The sequence below is a fragment of the Fusobacterium mortiferum ATCC 9817 genome (genome assembly GCF_000158195.2).
GTDB lineage: Bacteria > Fusobacteriota > Fusobacteriia > Fusobacteriales > Fusobacteriaceae > Fusobacterium_A > Fusobacterium_A mortiferum.
In genome coordinates, this window is record NZ_GL987988.1 from 1,079,463 (window position 1) to 1,099,302 (window position 19,840).

Sequence of the window (19,840 nt, forward strand, 5' to 3'; positions counted from 1 at the left end):
AATGAAAAGAGTTTATTTATTTGCAGAGGGAAATAAGAGTATGATAAATTTATTGGGAGGAAAAGGTGGTAACCTAGCTGAGATGAAGAAAATAGGATTACCTATTCCAGAGGGGATTATCATATCTACTGAAGCTTGTAAAGAATATTATGGGAATGGGGAGCTTTTAAGCGAAGAGTTAAAAAATGAGGTATTAGAACAAATAAATAAACTAGAGGAAATGACAGGAAAAAAATTTGAAGGCGAAAAACCATTGCTTGTTTCAGTAAGGTCTGGAGCACCTGTGTCTATGCCTGGAATGATGGATACTATATTAAATCTAGGTATGAATGATAAGACAGCAGAAAATATGGTAAAAATCTTTGAAAATGAAAACTTTGTATATGATTTATATTTTAGATTTATTCAAATGTTCTCTGAGATAGTTATGGGAGTAGAAAAAGAGTTATTCTTTGAATTGAGAAAAAAATTAAAAGGAAGAGTTTCTAACCAAGAGCTAATCAATAGAGCTAAGATAATGTATTGGGAAGAAACAGGTAAGTTTTTCCCAGAGAGTGCTAAAGAACAGTTGTTTATGGCTATAAACTCTATATTTAAATCTTGGGAAAATGAGAGAGCAAAAGTATATAGAAGAATAAATAGAATAGATGACAGTATGGGAACAGCAGTGGTAGTTCAAGAGATGGTATTTGGAAACTTAAATGAAAAATCAGGAACAGGGGTAGCCTTTACAAGAAATCCATCTACTGGAGAGAAACATGTATTTGGAGAGTATTTATTGAAAGCTCAAGGAGAGGATATAGTAGCTGGAATTAGAACTCCTGAACCAATTGATAGATTAAAAGAGGAATTACCATCTGTTTATGAAGAGTTCTTAAAGATAGCTGATATTTTAGAGAAGCACAATAAAGATATGCAAGATATAGAGTTTACTATTGAAGATGGAAAACTTTTCTTATTACAAACAAGAAATGGTAAGAGAAGTCCATATGCAGCTATAAAAATTGCTGTAGATATGGTAAAAGAGGGGCTTTTAACTAAAGAGGAAGCAATAATGAAAGTAGACCCTGCTGTATTACCACAATTATTACATGGAAACTTTGAACCAGCTGCTTTAAAAAATGCTACACTATTAGGTAAAGGATTAGCTGGTTCTGCTGGAGTAGCTATTGGTAGAGTGGTATTTGCTTCTGAAAGAGTGCACACTAAAGAGATGACTATACTTGTGAGAGAGGAAACATCTCCAGAAGATATTAAAGGAATAAGTTTAGCTCAAGGAATAGTAACAGTAAAAGGTGGAGCAACTTCTCACGGAGCTGTTGTGGCAAGAGGTATGGGAAAATGTTGTGTAACAGGTTGTGGAGATATCAAGATAGATGATATAAGAAGAGAGATGACAATCAATGGTTATACAGTAAAAGAGGGAGAGTTTATCTCAATCAGTGGATATACAGGAGAGATTTATCTTGGAAAAGTAGGACTTACAAAGCCACAATTTGATGATAACTTAAAAGAGTTTGTAAGTTGGTGTAAAGAGATAAAAAGATTAGGAATAAGAATGAATGCTGATACAGTAACAGATGCTCAATTAGGAAAAGGATTTGGAGCTGAGGGAATAGGACTTTGTAGAACTGAGCATATGTTTTTCCAAAAAGATAAAATTTGGACAATTAGAGGTATGATACTTAGCCATGATACTGATGAGGTAGCAAGAGCCTTAGAAAAGATGCACCAATTACAAAGAGAGGATTTCTATAATATATTTAAAGTAGTAGAAAATGATGTAGTTATAGTAAGACTTCTTGACCCACCTTTACATGAATTTTTACCAAAAGAGCAAAAAGATAAAGAGAAGATGGCTGAAATTCTAGGAGTATCACTTGAAGAGATAGAGAGAAGAGTAAGAAATCTAAAAGATGAAAACCCTATGCTAGGGCATAGAGGGTGTAGACTTGCTGTAACTCGTCCAGAACTATATAATGTACAAGCTAGAGCAATAATAGAAGCTGGAATACAATGTAAGAGAGAGGGACTAGATGTTAAACCTGAGATAATGATACCTTTAATAATAGGAGCAAAAGAGTTATTATTTATTAAGAAAAATCTAATTGCAGAGATAGAAAAGGTATTTGAAGAGCAAGGTATGAGAATAGATTATAAACTAGGAACTATGATGGAAACTCCAAGAGCTTGTTTACTTGCTGATGAGATAGGAGCAGAGGTGGATTTCTTCTCATTTGGAACTAATGACTTAACTCAAACTACTATGGGACTTTCAAGAGATGACTCAGTTAAATTTATGCCAGAGTATTATGAAAATGGAATATTAAAAGTTGAGCCTTTTGCAACAATAGATGAAAGAGGAGTAGGAAAATTAGTAAAACTAGCTGTAGAACTTGGAAGAAAAAATCCACATATAGAGATGGGAGTATGTGGAGAGCATGGTGGAGATCCTAAGAGTATAGAGTTCTTTGAACAAGTAGGATTAGATTATGTAAGCTGTTCTCCATTTAGAGTTTTAGTAGCTATAGTTGCTGCAGCTCAAAGTCATATAAAATATAGAAGATAGAAAATAAAGAAAACTAAAGAATTGTGGAGTTTTGAAGCAATTCTTAGTTTTCTTTTTATAATAAAATACAGAAATTAAGGAGAGAATATGGGTACTAGAGATGAGAATTTAGAGCTAAAATATTTAAAACTGTTATCTACAAAATTTAGAAATATCTCTGAAACTACAACAGAGATAATCAACTTACAAGCAATATTGAATTTACCAAAGGGAACAGAACATTTCTTAACAGACATACATGGTGAGTATGATGCTTTTCATCATGTGTTAAAAAATGGTTCTGGAACTATAAAAGAGAAGATAAATGATATATTTAAAGATGAGCTAAGTAATTATGATAAAAAAGAGTTAGCTAGTGTCATATATTATCCTACTAAAAAGGTAGATTATATAATGAAAAATGGGCAAAATTTAGATAAATGGCTAAAGAACACTATATATAGAATGATAGAGATATGTAGTATGACAGCTTCTAAATATACTAGTTCAAAGGTAAGAAAAGCTATGCCACAAGATTTTGCCTATGTATTGCAAGAGCTAATCTATGAAAGAAAAGAGTTACCTAATAGAAAAGAGTATGTAGAAAATATTATAGATACTATTATCTCTATTGGAAGAGCAAAGGAGTTTATAAAAGCAATAGCCGATTTGATACAAAGACTTATGATAGATAAATTACATATAATAGGAGATATCTATGATAGAGGAAGTAGTCCACATCTAATTATGGATTCACTTATGAAACATCATAATACTGATATTCAATGGGGTAACCATGATATGTTATGGATAGGGGCAGGGCTTGGAAATAGAGCTTGTATTGCCAATGTAGTAAGAATTTGTGCTAGATATTCCAATACAGATATATTAGAGGAAGCTTATGGAATAAATATGCTTCCACTAGCTACCTTTGCTATGGAAACTTATGGAGATGATGAGTGTAAAAACTTTATTCCTAAAGGAGAGAGAAAGAGTCATTTGATGGCTCAAATACATAAGGCTATCTCTATAATACAATTTAAAATAGAAGGGGAGATGGCAAAAAGAAATCCAGATTTTGATTTGATGGATAGACAGCTTTTAGATAAGATAGATTTTGATAGAGGAGTAGTAGAGGTAGAGGGAAAGGAGTATGAATTAAACGATAGAAACTTTCCTACAATAGATAGAGAAAACCCATATCTTCTTACAAAGGAAGAGGAAGATGTAATGGAAAAATTAGAGAGATTTTTTGTAAATAGTGAAAGATTACAAAAACATATAGAGTTTTTCTTTACTAATGGAAGTGTCTACCTAAAATATAACTCTAATCTACTTTATCATGGTTGTATTCCTCTTAATGAAGATGGGGAGCTAAGAGAGGTTACTCTTCTTGGAGAAAAATTAAAAGGGAAAAAATATTTAGATAAAATAGAGGAGCTTGTAAGAGAAGCTTATTATTATAGAAAGAAAAAGGATAAGAAAATATTTTATAATGATTTTTTATGGTATCTATGGTGTGGAAAAAATTCTCCACTTTTTGGTAAAGATGCTATGAAAACTTTTGAAAGATATTTTATAGATGATAAGAGTATACATGTAGAGAGAAAAAATCCATATTATAGTTATTGTAATGAAGAGAGTACTTGTAGAAAAATATTAGAAGAGTTTGGATTAAATCCTAATATATCACATATTATAAATGGACATGTACCTGTAAAAACTCTTAAAGGGGAGAGTCCTGTAAAAGCTAATGGAAGATTGTATATAATAGATGGAGGATTTTCTAAAGCTTACCAAAAAGAAACAGGTATAGCTGGATATACTCTTATATATAACTCTTATGGACTTAAAATAGTAGCTCATGAACCTTTTGAATCAGTAGAAAAAGCTGTAAAAGAGGGAAGGGATATTATCTCATCTACAAGATTAATAGAGGATACAAGTATAAATAGAATAAGAGTAAAAGATACAGATATAGGAAAAGAGCTACAAACTCAAGTAAATGATTTAAAGAAACTTTTAAATGCTTATAATAAAGGTTTAATTTCTCAAACTATCTAAAAGATTAAAAAATTTTAATCTTTATTTAATAAAATATTAAAGAAAAAATGATATATTACATATGTTATTAAAGATAGTAGGAGGAAAAATGAAAAAAAGATTAGGATTATTAGCTCTGACTGCTGTATTAACATCAGTGGCTTATGGAGCTTCTATCGACCACATTCAAACATATACACCAGAATATTTAGGAAACCAAGCTCAAAATGGTATGATAAATAACGTTTCTGTTTATTATAACCCAGCTGGTATTGTAAACTTAGAAAAGGGAACTTATGTTCATATAGGAGCTCAATTAGCTGTTGGACATGAGAAGATGGAATATAATGACAAAGATTATAAGGCTGACTTATTTCAACCTATACCTAACTTTGCTTTGTATAAAGTAGAAGATGATTCTGCTCTTTATTGGACATTTGGTGGAATAGCAGGTGGAGGAGACCTTAAATATGATGATGGAGTAGCTGGTACAGCTGTAATTCCTGATATAGTAAATGGAATGGGTGGAATAAATATTGGAGGATATCTAATTAAAGATTTAAAGGATGCTGGTTCATCAGCAGAAGGAAAAAATCTTTATGCTCAAACTACTTTAGGTAAAGTTTGGAAAATTGATAATAAACTATCACTATCAGCAGCTGGTAGATTAGTTTATGGTATTAGAGAGTTAAAAGGTGATTTAAATTTAATAAGTGATGATAAATTATCTCAAGGAATGATAGATAAATTTTTTGGTGGGAAAATTCATGCTGATATAGATTCAGAAAGAACAGCTTGGGGTTATGGATTTCAATTAGGAGTTAATTATCAAGCTACTGAAAAATTAAATTTGGCAATGAGATATGATAGTAGAGTAAAGTTAGATTTTGAAGCAAAGGGAAGTAAAAATGATGTTCCAGTATTAAATTTAGGATTTGGAAGTTTTTATCCTGAATATATGCCTGGAACTAAAACAAGAAGAGATTTACCAGCTATATTAGCAGCAGGTATGTCATATAAAGTAACTGATAATTGGACAGTTGGATTATCAGGAAATTATTATTTTAATAAAGATGCTAAAATGGATGAAGTAGTAGGAATAGCAGAAATAGGTGGACATCAAATAAAAGGAATAGAAGCTGAGTATGATAATGGTTATGAGATAGCATTAGGAACAGAATATAGAATAAATCCTAAGTGGGCAGTACTAGGTGGAGTAAACTATGCTTATACAGGAGCTAAATATACTTCTTATGATGATGTAGAGTTTGCTCTTGATTCAATAATGGTAGGAACAGGATTAAAATATAATCCAGATGAAACAAGTGAATGGGTATTTACAGTAGCTCATTATTTTTATGATTCTGAAGAAGGACATTTCTCAGAGAAGTATAAGGGAATGGGAATCTCAAATCCAGAATATAGTAAAAGTATAACTGCCTTTGGAGTAGGATATACTAAGAGATTTTAATAGAATTTGTTAAGGAGGAAAGCATATGCCAAAAAAACCAATATTTACAAAGGAGCAAGTATATAAGACTGCCTTTGAAGTATTTAAAATTGAGGGGATAGATGGAATTAGTGCTAGAAACCTTGCAAAATCATTGGGAGCATCTCCAGCACCAATATATAGTTTTTATAGTTCGATAGATACTTTAAAAAATGAATTACTTGATGAAGCTAAAAAACTTTTCCTTGATTATGTAAAAAAAGAGAGAACAGATTCTATATTTTTAAATATAGGAATGGGTATCTGTATATTTGCTAGAGAGGAAAAAGAGTTATTCCAAGCTATCTTTTTAAGAGAGAGTTTAGGAAAAAGAAACGAAGTAATAAGAGAGTTTAGAGATTTAATAAAAGATGAGATGTCAAAGGATAGTAGATTTGATAATCTTGATGAAGAATTTAAAACAAATCTTTATATAGATTGTTGGATGTACGCTCATGGCTTTGCTACTCTTATAGCTACAAATTATTATGAAAACATAACTGATGAGGTTATAAAAGAGAGATTGATGGAAGCAGCAGCTACCATAGTCTATAAGAGATTAGAAGATTACCAAAAATAATTTGAGAGAGGAATTTTCCTCTCTCATTTTTAATCTTTTAAAATTGTTTCTATTACTCTCATAAAGTTTTCAAAAGCTATCTTTCTAATATCACTTTCACTGTAACCTCTTCTATATAATTCATCTATTACAGCCATAGCCTTAGAAGCGTTTTCTAATCCTTGTGGATTTATCTCTTCCTCTTTTTTATCAGCATATAGATATTCACAGAAATCAAATCCTAGAGCTACATGTCTTACTCCTACAAGAGAGATGATATATTCTATATGGTCAACAAATCTTTCTAAATTTTGTTTATATGAATCAATAGCTACAAATCCTTTATAGGCATTGATACCAATTACTCCATCTCTACTAGCAATAGCTTTTATCTGTTCATCAGTGAGATTTCTCTTATGATTACATAGAGATTTAGCATTTGAGTGTGAAGCTATAAATGGTTTAGTTGTATTGTTGTAGATATCCCAAAAAGTTTTTTCATTAGCATGGGAAACATCTATAATCATTCCTAACTCTTCCATTTTTTTTACAGCTTCTATTCCAATAGAAGTAAGTCCTCTCTCTTCATTTCCAGCTACTCCAGTAGCTAAATCATTCTCTTCATTCCAAGTGAGAGAAGCGTGTCTAAATCCTAATTCATATAGAGTGTCCAACCAATCAAGGTTAGTTCCAATAGCTCTAAGTCCCTCTACTCCCATAAGGACACTTAGTTTTTCCTCTACAATTCCTCTATTAAAATCTCCTTTTTTCTTGATAATATTAAATATATCAGAATTATTTTTTATTTCATGAATTGTAGAGTTGATTAGATGAAACATCTCTTTTTCATCATCTTGTCCCTCTCTATGCTCAAGATAAGCTATAAAAATTCCCCCTATAATATGACCAGCCTTAAGTCTATCATAGTGATATTTTTTTACAATATTTTCCTCTCCTAATTTTCTTTTTTCTGCTACATCATACCAAATATCAGCATGTCCATCAAAAATCTTCATAGTGCCCCCTTTATGTTCTACTTATCTATTATTTAGAAGAAAATTATCTCTGCCTCTGCTTCATACCAAGGTCCCTCTTCATCTTCTCCCTCAGTTACAAAAAATTCTATCTGTACATCTTCTAAAGTGATTCCTACTGAATGAAGTTCGTCATCTTGGAAGAACTCTATTTTTTTAAATTTTGTATTCTCAAGCCTTTCAGCTATATCTTCTCTAGTTCCAGCTAATTCTATTAAATCCTCTTCAAGAGTGTAACCTCTTTTTTCAAACTCTTTAGCTATTGTTCCTATTTTTTTTAATAATTTTTCAGATAACATCTATACACCTACCTCAATTTAAAAATTGTTTTTAATTTATTGAATTTTTTTACTATTGTCAATATAAATTTTATTTTTTTCATTTCCATTGGAATTTTATCTAAAGCTTTTTCCATTTGTTTTTCTATCTCTTCTTCAGTTAAATTTTTTTTCAAAGTAACTCCTTTCATAAATATTAACACTTTCTATTATCTATTATATAATATATTTAATCTATTGAAAATAGGTATTTAAAAAAATTAATTTTTCTTTAAATGATTCTTAGAATGTGATATAATTTAATGTAGAAAATAATTTGCAGAAGGTTTTTGCTAGAATAACAAGGAGAGATAATGTTTTTTATAGGAGTCTTTGGTATAGGAAATAAAAATAAAAATTTAGGTGAGGTTACTTTCAAATGTACAGGCTGTATAGGAGATAAGTTTTCTTTGTTGGAATTAAGTAGAAGTTTTGATATCTTTTTTATTCCAGTTTTTAAATATAGTAAAGAGTATATTATAGTTTGTAATAAGTGTAGAAGTGTTTATAAATTAAAAAATGACTCCATTACAAAGGTTTTAGAAAAAAGAGAAGTAGAGTACGAAGATATTGAAAAAATAATATTAGAAACAAATACCTGTCCCTATTGTGGTACTAATATAGCTGGTAGTTTCTCTTATTGTCCAAAATGTGGAAAATCTTTAAAGGATTAAGTTTATTAATGGAGGTAAAAAATTGATTTTAACAACATTAAAAGGTGTAATTACAGGACTAATACTTTCTCTACCATTTGGACCTGTAGGTATATACTGTATGGAAAAAACTATGATAGAAGGGCAAAAAAAAGGATATATTTCAGCTTTAGGAATGGTAACAATTGATATTTTTTATGGACTTATAGCTCTTTTATTTATAACTAATGTGGAAGATTTTATTGTAAAGTATGAATCTTGGTTACAAATATTAGTAGCTATTTTCCTTCTTTTTATAGGGTGGAAAAAATTTGAAAAGAGAGAAAAAATAAAAAAGATAGAGTGTACTCCAAGTGGAATGATAAAAGATTATTTTACAACATTTTTTTTAGCATTAGCAAATATTTCTGGAATATTTACTATACTTGTAATTTTTACAACATTACAAGTACATTCAGAGGAACCATCAATAGTAGCACCTTTTATAGCTACAGGAATATTTTTAGGTGGAGCTACTGAATGGTTTATTACAACATATATTATTGCTAATTTTACTAAAGTATTACATGAGGAAAGGCTTATAAAAATATCTCAAATTTCAGGAGGAATTATTTTCGCTTTTGGAATACTGATACTAGCAAAATGTATTTTAAAGATTTTATAAGAGGAGTAGAGAATGGAAAATAGAGAGTTTGATAAATATGTAACTTATGATGAAAAAAATAAAAATATAAAGATAGCAGTAGCTATGAGTGGTGGAGTGGATTCTTCTACTGTAGCATATATTTTAAAAAAACAAGGATATGATTTAATAGGAATAACTATGAGAACTTGTAATCCTGAAGACGAAGATGCTAAAAAAGTATGTGAGGATTTAGGAATTCCTCACTATGTATTAGATGCAACAAAAGAGTTTAAAACTAAAGTTATGGATTATTTTATAGAGGAGTATTTACAAGGTAAAACACCTAATCCATGTATGGTTTGTAACAAGCATATAAAATTTGGAATGCTTATAGATTTTGCTCGTTCAAAGGGAGCTGACTTTATGGCAACAGGACACTATACACAATTAAAAGATGGAGTTTTATCAATGGGAGATGACCCAAACAAAGACCAAGTATATTTTCTTTCGCAAATTAATAAAGAAAATTTAAAATATTTAATGTTCCCAATTGGAGATTTAGAGAAACCAAAAGTAAGAGAGTTAGCTGAGCAATTAGGAGTAAGGGTATATGCTAAAAAAGACTCTCAAGAGATATGCTTTGTAGAAGATGGAAAACTAAAAGAGTTTTTACTTGAAAATACAAAGGGAAGAGCTGGGAAAAAAGGAAATATTGTTACAACTGATGGGAAAGTTTTGGGAAAACACAATGGATTAGCATTTTATACAATTGGACAAAGAAAAGGACTTGGAATATCTCAAGAAAAACCTCTATATGTAATAGAGTTAGATAGTAAAAATAATAATGTAATAGTAGGAGATAATGAGCAACTATTTAAAGGTGAACTTATTGCTGAAAATGTAAATTTAATATCTTTTGATAGATTAGAGGAATTAAATGGAGTGGTTTGTTGGGCAAAAACTCGTTCAAGAGATAAATTACATAAATGTCAACTGGAAGTTTTAGAAAATGGAAATGTAAAAGTAAGATTTATAGAGGATAAAGTAAGGGCAGTAACTCCAGGACAAGGAGTAGTTTTCTATAATGAAGAGAAAAAAGTTTTAGGAAGTGGATTTATAATTTAAGGATATACAGAGGTGGATTATGACAATCAATAGAGTAAAGTATTATTATTTTAGTCCTACAAATACAACAAAAAAAGTTGTAGAAAAGATAGCTAGAGGGATAGGAAAAGATATAATAGAGGAAAATATTACTTTTATAGAGAAAAATAGTAAAGAGTATGTAAATGAAGAGGATACTCTTGTAATAGTAGGAGTTCCTGTCTATGGTGGTAGAGTTCCTCAAATAATATTGGAAACTTTAAGAGGAATAAAGGGTAGTGGGTATGCTGTTCCTGTAGTAGTATATGGAAATAGAGCTTATGAAGATGCTCTTGTAGAGTTAGAGGATATATTAGAAAAAAATGGTTTTTCTATTTTAGCTGGAGGAGCTTTTATAGGTGAACACTCATATACTAGAAAAGTTGGAACTAATAGACCTGATAGTAATGATTTAGATATAGCTTTTAATTTTGGAAAAAAAATAGCAGAAAAGATAGAGAGAGAAGATTATTTTAGGCCAAATCTTTTAGGTAATCGTCCATATAAACCAGATATGCCAGTAAGAGTATTTGCTCCTGCTTCTAATGATAAATGTATTTTATGTAAAAAATGTTGGAAAGTATGTCCAGTAGGAGCTATTGATAGTAATAATCCTACAAATGTGGATATAGAAAAATGTATACACTGTTATGCTTGTATAAAAATTTGTGAATTTGAGGGAAGAGAGGTAATAAATAATCCTGTTCAACCTATAATAGAGATGTTAGAAAGCAAATTTAGAGAGAGAAAAGAGCCAGAACTATTTCTTTAAATAAAAAAATAAGAGAAGAAATTATTATCTGAACTTAGAAGTTTGGAATGATAATTTCTTCTTTTTTATTTTATATTTTGAAAAGATTATATTAAATAATTTTAAAATAAAAATTAACTTTATTTGTTATAAAAGTACTATAAACAATTAAAAAGTTTATAAAAATTATTTTACAGGAAAAATAAAAAATAGTATAATAACAAAGAATGACTAAAAATGGAGGAAAGAAAGTATGAAAAAATTGATATTAAGTTTTTTATTAGCTTGTACTACTCTATCATTTTCTAATGAGATGAAAGAGTATGATGGAAAAGGAGGAGGGTTTTCTGGAGATATACAATTAAAAGTTGTAACAGATGGAGAGAAAATAGAAGATATAAAGTTAATATCTGATAAAGAAACTTCTCATATTATCTCAAGAGCTTTTCCTATAATGAAAGAAAGAATTTTAAAAGCACAATCTCCAATAGTTGACAGTGTATCAGGAGCAACTTATACTTCAACAGGAATAAAAAGAGCAGTAGGACAAGCAATGAAAAAAGCTGGGAAAGATTTTGGAAGAATAAACTTTAAAACTTCAGCACCAGAGCAACCAGTAGCATATTTAGAGCCTGTAAATACAGATTTAGTAATTATAGGTGGAGGACCAGCTGGATTAACGGCAGCTATCTCAGCTAAGGAAGGTGGACTCAATAATATAATTTTAATTGAAAAAATGGATATTTTAAGTGGAAATGGTAAATATGATATGAACTTCTATGATTTAATAAACTCAGAAGCTCAAAGAAAAGCAGGAGTAGAGGACTCTGTTGAAAAATTAATAGCAGATAATAGCAATCCACTTGATACTCCAGAGCGTATAAGAGCTCAAGCAGAGGGAGCGTATGTGCTAGATAATTGGCTTAGAGGTATGGGAATAGAATTAAATTACTATTATGGAAGTAGAGGACATATGGCTGAAAAAGATGCCTACGCAGGAGCTCATATCCAAGATAAGATGGAGAAAAGAGTAAAAGAGTTAGGAATAGATGTTCGTACTGGGACAAAAGGACTTGACTTAATAATGAAGGATGGTAAGGTATCAGGAGTAAAAGTACAAAATAAAAATAATTTCTATGATATAAACTCTAAGGCAGTTATTATAGCTACTGGAGGATTTTCAGCTAATAAAGAGCTGTTAAAGAGATATGTTCCTGGTTCAGAAGTTTTTCAAACATCTAACCAAATAGGAGCTACTGGAGATTTTATACCAGTATTTGAAAAAAATAATTTTAAAGTAGAAAACCTAGAAGTATTAAATATATTCCCATTTATTATCAGTAAAACAAGAGATTTAACAGGTGGGGGAGATGGATTCATTCTAGTTAATAAAGATGGAAAAAGATTTACAAGTGAAAGTATAACTTATGCTACTAGATTTGAAACAGCTCAAAAGATTTTAGCTCAAAAAGATTCTGCGGCTTTTTATATCTATGACCAAAGATTATATGATTCAAGTTATCGTTTACAAAAATATACAGCTTTAGGATATCATACAAAAGCCCAAACTTTAGATGAGTTGGCAGATAAATTAGGAATTGATAAAAATAATTTAAAAGTTACTGTGGAAGAGTTTAATAAAGCTGTAAGAGGAGAGAAGAAAGATGAATTTAGAGAGAAACCTACTAAATTTGAATTTGCTTCACAAGGACCTTATTATGGAGTACAAGTAGAATCAGCTGTACATATGACAAGAGGTGGAGTAGTAGCTGATGAAAAAACACAAGTAATAGATAATAATAATCAAGTAGTAGAGGGAGTATACGCTGCTGGAGAAGTAGCTAATAGTAACTCTGGAGCTTATAGTGCTGCTGTTATATTTGGACGTATTGCAGGACAAGAGGCTGCTAAATATATCAATAAATAAAAGTATAGGAGCTGATATAGAGAATTTCTCTATATCAGTTTTTATTTTTAATATATATAGTAAAATGTATAAAAAATATTAATTTTAATAGGAATTATTACAGAAATATATTAAAAAACTATACATTTATAAAAAAATAGTATATAATATTTATAATAAAAAAATTGAATCTATAAATTCTAAAATGATAAGGGGGAAATTCAATGTTTTTATCACCAGAAGAGAAACTATTAAGATTAAGAAAGAAATATAAAATAACTCAAGGGGAACTAGTAGGGGAAGATATAACAAGAGTTTTTTTAGGAATGATAGAGATTGGAAAGAGATCTCTTACAGAAAAGACTGCCAAATTATTATGTAAAAACTTTCATAAAATTTTCGAAGAGAGAGGAATAACAGATAGAATATCTTTAGCAGACTTAATGAAAACAAAAGAGAAGCAGGCTATAGAATTTCTAAATGAGATGTTAAAAAGTGAAATAAATATTAGCAACGAAAATTTATGGATAATAGAAGAAGCACTTTATGAGCTTGAGCCTAAAGAGAGAAGTGAATTTTGTGAAAAACTTTATATTAGATTTAAAAATAGAGAGAGGTATACATTAGCTAGAGAATATCTTTTAAAATCTTTCCATGGAGTAAGAAAGATAAAAAATCTGAAAGATAAATTACAGGATATGTTTTTTATCTGTGAAAATATAGGAGATTTTCAAGGAGCAATCTATACTTATAGAAAATTTTCATCTTGGTTACCAAAAGAAAAACTTACACCAGAAAATGAAAAATTAAAGTATTCATATGCTAGAGCTTTAATAGAAATAAAAGAGTATGATGAAGCACTAGAGATTATAAACTATCTACATAAAAAAACTAAAAATGAAGATACATTATATATAGTTAGAAATTTATTAGCTAGAGTTTATAAAGAACAAAATAGGATAGAAGATACTATAAAAGAGTACTCTTCTTTAGCAAAAGGAAAAGAATCGCAAGAAAAAGTATTGGCTTATTGTGAGATTATAAAAATAGGTTTAGAACTATCTGATAAGGATTTAATAAAAAAATATTATGAAAAATGTAAGAGTATTGTTTCAGAGTTTGTAGAAAGCACCTTAGAAACTTTTGATATTTTTTATATTTTAGCAAAGGGAGCAAAAGAACTAGGAAAAATAAAAGAAACAAAGGCTTATTATATGGAAGCTCTAGTTGTAGGTAGAGTATTAAAAAATTTAGAAAAAGAGAGAGTAGCTATAATAGGAGAACTATTCGAAGTTTTAGATAAGAGTGATTTTTACTCTGTACAAAGTATAGAAGTAGAGTATTTAGAACTTTTAAAAACAACTAAAGATTATCAAGGAGCTTTAAAAATACTAGATTATTATAGAAAATATCTCCCTAATGAGCTTCCACAAAAATTTGACCTATTTTTAAAATAAAAGTAAAATAAAAAACTACACAAATTTTTAAAATCTGTGTAGTTTTTTTATATTTAGTTATACGAAAAATTTATTAGCTACCTCTAAAAAGTTTTCTCTATTTTTTATAAATTCTTTATATTCCATATTTTCATTTTCTAATTTTTTAGCTAGCTCTCCAATAAAAGTAGGGATATCTCTCATAATTATGGTTCCAACTTTTTCTCCTAAAGCTGTTTCTCCCTCTTTTACAAGACCACCTACATATATATCAAATACATCTTCTAAGGCATCTCCAACTTTTTTCTTACCACCAACAAATCCTAAATCTGCAGCTTGATGTCTTCCACAAGAGTTATGACAACCAGAGATATGAACACTTGGTAACTTATCCTCTTTTATATTGTTATCAGATAGATAAGTTAAGATATTTTTTAACAAAGTTTGACTTTGCTCTATACCTAGTTGACAAGTAGGAACTCCAATACAACTTACACTTTGTCTAATTTTTGTTTGTCCATTGTAATTTTTTACAATCTCATTTAGTTCTTTTACTTGCTCTTCAGTAAGATTTCTTACATAGATATCTTCATTCATACTTAATCTAGCTTCAGCATTCTTATTATTTTCTAAAAACTCTACTAAGTTTTTAAAATCTTGATGATAAAGTTGTCCATTTACTGGGTGTATTATTAGAGTATATAATCCATCTTGTCTTTGATGTAAAAGTGATGGTGTTTCAGCTAGAGAATGAGTATAAGTTTCTTGAGTTTTAGAAAGAGTTGCTTTTAAATTTAAAGTTAAGTCTTTTGAATTTTTAACTTCTTCTAGGTGTTTATCAAAAGCAGCTAAAAACTCCTCTCTTCCCATTCTTTTTGGAATATATCTAGTTCTAGCTTTAGCTTTATTATTATAATCTCCCTCAGCCATAAATAGATTTACCATAGCTTCTACATAATAAAGTATCTCTTTAGGTTTTACTTTCTTTCCATATGGAATAGAGATTTCTGGATTATTTCCTAATCCACCAGCTATGTACATATCAAAATAAGCATCTCCATTCTCAACTTTAGCTATAAATCCTAAGTCATTTATAGTAGAGTTTCCACCATCAGTTGAGCTAGATGACATTGAAATTTTTAATTTTCTAGGTAGGTGATATGTAGTTATTCTTTCCATTAAGTATTTACTAATTGCATTAGCAAATTCAGTAACGTCAAAAGCTTCATTTTTTTCTACTCCAGACATAGGAGAAAGGCTTACGTTTCTTGGGAAGTTTCCACCTCCACCACGAGTATAAAGTCCATTATTAAGAGCTTTCTCCATAATATCACAAACATCATCTATTGATAAATCATGTAGTTGTATAGCTTGTCTTGTAGTTATATGTAATTTTTCTATATTAAAATCTGTTAAGAATGATTCTGTTAATTTTAACTGATTAAGAGGTAGTAGCCCAGAATTTGTACGAAGTCTTATCATGAACTTCTCTCCTCCTCTTTGTGCATAAACTCCCATTCCACCAGATATTTTTTTGAAATCTCCTACAGAAAGCTCTTTGTTGAAAAATTTATGCCCCTCTTCACGGAAAGTTTTTATCTCATTTTTTAAAAGTTCATATTGATTTTGCATAGATATAACTCCTTTAAAATTTTTTATTATTATGATAGTATAATATATTTTTGTTAAAATTAAAAATAATGATTTCTTATTATATTATAAGAATATTCTATAATTGATAAAATTAGACAACTATAATAAAAAAGGAGAAAATTTATTTTATTACTCTAGAATAAATTTTCTTCCTATATTAAATATATTTTTAATTACTCTTGAACAGGTTTTTTAATAAACCCTAAGATTAAAGCTGTAATTACAGAACCGACTACTATAGCTACTAGATACATAATAGGATTAGTTACAACAGGTAGTACAAATAATCCACCATGTGGAGCTGGTAATTGTACCTTAAAGAACATTGATAATCCTCCAGCAATTCCAGAACCAATTATACAAGCTGGGATAACTCTAATAGGGTCAGAAGCAGCAAATGGAATAGCACCTTCTGTGATGAATGATAATCCCATAATATAGCAAACTTTTCCAGCATCTCTCTCATCTTTAGTAAATTTATTTTTAAAGAAAGTAGTAGCTAGAGCTATTCCAAGAGGTGGAACCATTCCTCCAGCCATTACAGCAGCATGAGGATAATAGTTTCCAGCTGTTATCATAGCAATACCAAATGTGAAAGCAGCTTTATTAATAGGACCTCCCATAAATATTTAGAGCAATAAAAAAAGCCAGTTCTGACATAAGTCGAGCTGGTATCTCCTTATACACATGGTATATGAGCAATTATATTATATATTAAATATATAAAAAAGTCAAGGAAAAAACTTGACTTTTTTGTTTATAAATATAAAAATAACGTTTAAATATGTTTTATGTGACAAATGAGTGAAAAAGTATATTTTTTTAAAAAAGTCAAATATATACAATATATAAATATATCTTGACATCCCACTGGGATGAGGTTATGATATTTTTACTTGCAAGTGAAAAAATACTTGACGGTCTCAGAGACCAAGGTTATTATATAGAAAAAATAGGAGAGTGGTACAAATGAAAAAAAGGCACGATATAACAAATTTTTTTAGTAGGAAAAAAATAGTTGCTGAAGTTGCAGGAGCTTGTTTATATGAAATCTATCTCACTGACTCTCAAATAGAAAGAATGGATAAAACAGGAGCTTTTTGGGGCGAGTTCTTGGATGAAATGGTCGAAGAGTAAAAAAAGAGAGGATTACTCCTCTCTTTTTAGTCTTTCTAAAGGTTTTCCTGCTACAACTTTGTACCATTCATCTTCTGTAATTTCTACATAATCTCCATATTTTACTCTTTGAGATTTTTGGTAATCTCTTGTAAGTTCTATTACTTCCTCTAAATTTTCACAAATACATAGTGGCTCGTGTCTATCATAACTAATGTTATAAATGGCATAATACTTTTTCATAATATTCCTCCTTTTTGTAGGTATACTCTAATACCTTTTTTTATTTTGACGTACCTTAAAAACGATTTTGTGAGGTCATTTTTTTAGATTTAACTCTCAATTTCATTTTCCATGGCTATTTTTATATTTTTTTTATATTTATAGTAAGTTGCTGGTCTCATGTTAAACATTTCTATAATTTCTTTATCTTTAAAATTACCACCAAAACTTTTAGCTAATTTTTTTATTTTTTCAGAGAACTCTTTTTCTTTTTTAGTTACAATAATAGTTCCTGTTTTTCTTCCAAGAATAACACCTTGAGCTTTTTTTTCTCTTAGACCTTCCTTGGTTCTTATTCTTAGGTCTTGAACCTCTTTTTCTGATTGGTCAAAGGCTATTTGTATTTGTCGTTTAGCTAAAATTACAAGATATTCTCTTACCCCTTTCATTATAGTGTCATTTAAATCAGTATCATTTGTTTTTATATTTTCATTTGTTTTGAGTTGCTCTTTATAAAGTTCAGTATTTATATATGGTTCTTTTAAAAATATTAAGTTTATTCCTTTGTTGTAGAATTCAAAATAATCTTTTATTCCTTCTGATGAATTCCTACTCATTCTGGAAACACTATCAAATACTATGGTATCTCCTGGAGCAACTATTTTTTTTAATTTATTCCATTCTTTTCTATTGGAAATGGTTCCAGTAAAAACTTCTTGATAAATTTTAGCATCTGGATGAGATTTATTTATATTTTCTATTTGTCTAGCCAGAGATTGTTTTGGAGTAGAAATTCTACAATATCCATATTTCATTTTTCTTCCTCCTTTTATTTCGGTTTAATCGCCCGTTTATTTAGTTATTTATATAATAACATATTTGAGGTATAATTTCAATATATTTTAGTTATTTTTTTGAATGACGTTTAAAACGTAATATATTTTATTTAAGGTGTACCTTAAACAATACAAATTATTTTTTTATAATTTTAATATATATAATAAAAAGAGTGTGATTATATCACACTCTTATGGCTTGGTATATGTAGTCTCGACTATTCTCATAGTTGCCTGGATTTTCATTTATAACATATGCTCCCAGGTCCCTGCATATTGGGAATATCCCCAATCAAAATCGAGCAGACAGCAAATGCTACATGTGTTCTAGGATGATTTCTAGAATAGCACATCACCTCCATTGAGTTAAAGAGGCTTCAATCAAACCTTTTTAAGTATAGCATATCTTATTTAATAAGTAAATAAAAACAGCCACCAAATTTTTGATGGCTGCCTTTAAATTATTTTTGATAAAGTTTTTCAGTTAGTTTATCTAATTTTTCATTTATTGCTTGAGTGCTTACTTGCATATTATTCACATTCATACTAACATTAGATAATTTAGTGTCTATGTTTTCAAGGATAATATTTAACTCTCTCCTAGTTACATAAACATCTCCTAACTTGTCAAAGTCCTTATCCATTTCTTTTACTTTATCTTCAATTGTTATAATTTTAGTTTCATGACTTGTTAGAGTTTCATTATGTTTAGAAACACTTGTCCATAACCAGCCACTAAATGCTGATAGAGCTCCAAATATTAATACTATAACTGCACCAAGAACTTTATTAGTTATTTCAGGCATAATTCCTCCTTAGAACTTGAAGAGCTCTCTTATAGAGTTAGCTCTTCTATATACTTTTAGTTTAATTAGATTAGTTTTATGTTCCCAAGGATTTATTTCAAGTTCTAAACCTTGTTTTTTAAATTTGATTCCTCTAAACCCAAATCAACTTTAAGTTTAGATACTCCTTCACTTATTTGCTCATTTGAAGTTAGAGATCCATCTCCATCTACATTTTGTCCTCTCAATCCTTGTTCAAATGAGTCAATCTTATCAGCTAATTCTTCTCTAAGTTTTTTAGGAATTTTTTCTCCCACTTTTTTTCCTACTGAAAATATTTTAGGATTAGGTAAAAATAGGCCAATAAAAAATACTGCAATAGTTCCTAAAATCTCGGCATTGTTAATGATAAAATCTTTCATATTTTATCCCTCCTTATTTTATTTATTCCAATAACTTTTAATGTTATTGTATCTTCTTTTGACATCTTGGGGATTTATTTGTCCCCATTTTTGATTAAGTTTAAATTTTAATATCATTTCTGGAGTTATTACCTCTCCTTTTTCTTTAAGCCATTTGTGCATCTGGCCATTGTAACTTAAAAATAATTGATTATGGTAATCCAGTAGATGAATAAATGTTTCACTATCTTGTACTTCAATATCTAGAATGAGAGTAGATAGATATTCTATACTACTCTTTATATGAGATAAATCTAAATCAT

19 protein-coding genes and 2 pseudogenes are annotated in these 19,840 nt (G+C 29.3%); 11 read left to right on the forward strand and 10 right to left on the reverse strand.

Features of this window, described 5'->3' with window-relative positions:
• The first annotated feature begins 1 nt into the window (after position 1).
• The 4 genes from ppdK to FMAG_RS06085 all read left to right on the forward strand — a co-directional run bounded on the left by ppdK (position 2) and on the right by FMAG_RS06085 (position 6,660).
• Positions 2-2,569 (forward strand): pyruvate, phosphate dikinase, encoded by a 2,568-nt coding sequence (ppdK, locus tag FMAG_RS06070; protein ID WP_005885029.1) that lies wholly within the window; start codon positions 2-4, stop codon positions 2,567-2,569.
• Positions 2,570-2,656: 87 nt separating this feature from the next.
• Positions 2,657-4,612 (forward strand): fructose-1,6-bisphosphatase, encoded by a 1,956-nt coding sequence (locus FMAG_RS06075; RefSeq protein WP_005885031.1) that lies wholly within the window; start codon positions 2,657-2,659, stop codon positions 4,610-4,612.
• A gap of 88 nt (positions 4,613-4,700) precedes the next feature.
• The gene (locus FMAG_RS06080) at positions 4,701-6,062 is read left to right on the forward strand and encodes an OmpP1/FadL family transporter (RefSeq protein WP_005885033.1); all 1,362 of its coding nucleotides are present in this window, start codon (positions 4,701-4,703) and stop codon (positions 6,060-6,062) included.
• A gap of 25 nt (positions 6,063-6,087) precedes the next feature.
• Positions 6,088-6,660, forward strand: a complete 573-nt coding sequence (locus FMAG_RS06085) for a TetR/AcrR family transcriptional regulator (RefSeq protein WP_005885035.1) — start codon at positions 6,088-6,090, stop codon at positions 6,658-6,660.
• A gap of 29 nt (positions 6,661-6,689) precedes the next feature.
• Here the strand turns inward: FMAG_RS06085 and FMAG_RS06090 are convergent, their stop codons facing one another.
• From FMAG_RS06090 to FMAG_RS13795, 3 genes are read right to left on the reverse strand one after another with little or no spacing between them, the layout of a single operon-like run.
• The gene (locus tag FMAG_RS06090) at positions 6,690-7,655 is read right to left on the reverse strand and encodes a dipeptidase (RefSeq protein ID WP_005885036.1); all 966 of its coding nucleotides are present in this window, start codon (positions 7,653-7,655) and stop codon (positions 6,690-6,692) included.
• Between the two features lie 32 nt (positions 7,656-7,687).
• Complete coding sequence (locus FMAG_RS06095; protein ID WP_005885037.1) at positions 7,688-7,972, reverse strand: hypothetical protein; 285 nt, start codon at positions 7,970-7,972, stop codon at positions 7,688-7,690.
• A gap of 8 nt (positions 7,973-7,980) precedes the next feature.
• Positions 7,981-8,127: a hypothetical protein gene (locus FMAG_RS13795; protein ID WP_005885038.1), complete on the reverse strand. Its 147-nt coding sequence runs from the start codon at positions 8,125-8,127 to the stop codon at positions 7,981-7,983.
• Between the two features lie 177 nt (positions 8,128-8,304).
• Between FMAG_RS13795 and FMAG_RS06100 the strand changes: the two genes are divergently transcribed.
• The 6 genes from FMAG_RS06100 (at position 8,305) to FMAG_RS06125 (ending at position 14,525) form a co-directional block, all read left to right on the forward strand.
• Positions 8,305-8,664, forward strand: a complete 360-nt coding sequence (locus tag FMAG_RS06100) for a zinc-ribbon domain-containing protein (RefSeq protein WP_005885039.1) — start codon at positions 8,305-8,307, stop codon at positions 8,662-8,664.
• Between the two features lie 22 nt (positions 8,665-8,686).
• Positions 8,687-9,307, forward strand: a complete 621-nt coding sequence (locus FMAG_RS06105) for a LysE family translocator (protein ID WP_005885040.1) — start codon at positions 8,687-8,689, stop codon at positions 9,305-9,307.
• A gap of 12 nt (positions 9,308-9,319) precedes the next feature.
• Complete coding sequence (mnmA, locus tag FMAG_RS06110) at positions 9,320-10,393, forward strand: tRNA 2-thiouridine(34) synthase MnmA (protein ID WP_005885041.1); 1,074 nt, start codon at positions 9,320-9,322, stop codon at positions 10,391-10,393.
• Between the two features lie 19 nt (positions 10,394-10,412).
• Positions 10,413-11,183 (forward strand): EFR1 family ferrodoxin, encoded by a 771-nt coding sequence (locus FMAG_RS06115; protein ID WP_005885043.1) that lies wholly within the window; start codon positions 10,413-10,415, stop codon positions 11,181-11,183.
• A 232-nt stretch (positions 11,184-11,415) separates the two neighbouring features.
• On the forward strand, positions 11,416-13,089 hold the full coding sequence (locus FMAG_RS06120; RefSeq protein WP_005885045.1) for an FAD-binding protein: 1,674 nt from the start codon (positions 11,416-11,418) through the stop codon (positions 13,087-13,089).
• Between the two features lie 203 nt (positions 13,090-13,292).
• Positions 13,293-14,525 carry a hypothetical protein gene (locus tag FMAG_RS06125; protein WP_005885048.1) on the forward strand — a complete coding sequence of 411 codons (1,233 nt, stop codon included), beginning with the start codon at positions 13,293-13,295 and terminating at the stop codon, positions 14,523-14,525.
• Between the two features lie 57 nt (positions 14,526-14,582).
• Here the strand turns inward: FMAG_RS06125 and FMAG_RS06130 are convergent, their stop codons facing one another.
• Positions 14,583-16,136 carry a nitrite/sulfite reductase gene (locus FMAG_RS06130; RefSeq protein WP_005885050.1) on the reverse strand — a complete coding sequence of 518 codons (1,554 nt, stop codon included), beginning with the start codon at positions 16,134-16,136 and terminating at the stop codon, positions 14,583-14,585.
• A gap of 194 nt (positions 16,137-16,330) precedes the next feature.
• Positions 16,331-16,780: pseudogene (locus FMAG_RS06135) on the reverse strand (fructose-specific PTS transporter subunit EIIC); the annotation flags it as partial.
• A 346-nt stretch (positions 16,781-17,126) separates the two neighbouring features.
• On the opposite strand from FMAG_RS06135, the gene FMAG_RS13800 reads away from it, so the two are divergent.
• Positions 17,127-17,294: a hypothetical protein gene (locus FMAG_RS13800; RefSeq protein WP_005885054.1), complete on the forward strand. Its 168-nt coding sequence runs from the start codon at positions 17,127-17,129 to the stop codon at positions 17,292-17,294.
• Between the two features lie 12 nt (positions 17,295-17,306).
• Here FMAG_RS13800 and FMAG_RS06140 read toward each other — a convergent pair whose 3' ends face one another.
• The 5 genes and pseudogenes from FMAG_RS06140 to FMAG_RS13805 form a co-directional block, all read right to left on the reverse strand.
• Positions 17,307-17,516, reverse strand: a complete 210-nt coding sequence (locus FMAG_RS06140; protein ID WP_005885056.1) for a hypothetical protein — start codon at positions 17,514-17,516, stop codon at positions 17,307-17,309.
• Between the two features lie 89 nt (positions 17,517-17,605).
• Positions 17,606-18,310 carry a recombinase family protein gene (locus FMAG_RS06145; RefSeq protein WP_005885058.1) on the reverse strand — a complete coding sequence of 235 codons (705 nt, stop codon included), beginning with the start codon at positions 18,308-18,310 and terminating at the stop codon, positions 17,606-17,608.
• A gap of 482 nt (positions 18,311-18,792) precedes the next feature.
• The gene (locus FMAG_RS06150) at positions 18,793-19,137 is read right to left on the reverse strand and encodes a hypothetical protein (RefSeq protein ID WP_005885060.1); all 345 of its coding nucleotides are present in this window, start codon (positions 19,135-19,137) and stop codon (positions 18,793-18,795) included.
• 104 nt (positions 19,138-19,241) lie between these two features.
• Positions 19,242-19,538: a hypothetical protein gene (locus FMAG_RS06155; protein ID WP_005885061.1), complete on the reverse strand. Its 297-nt coding sequence runs from the start codon at positions 19,536-19,538 to the stop codon at positions 19,242-19,244.
• An 18-nt stretch (positions 19,539-19,556) separates the two neighbouring features.
• A pseudogene (locus FMAG_RS13805) lies at positions 19,557-19,840 on the reverse strand (hypothetical protein); the annotation flags it as partial.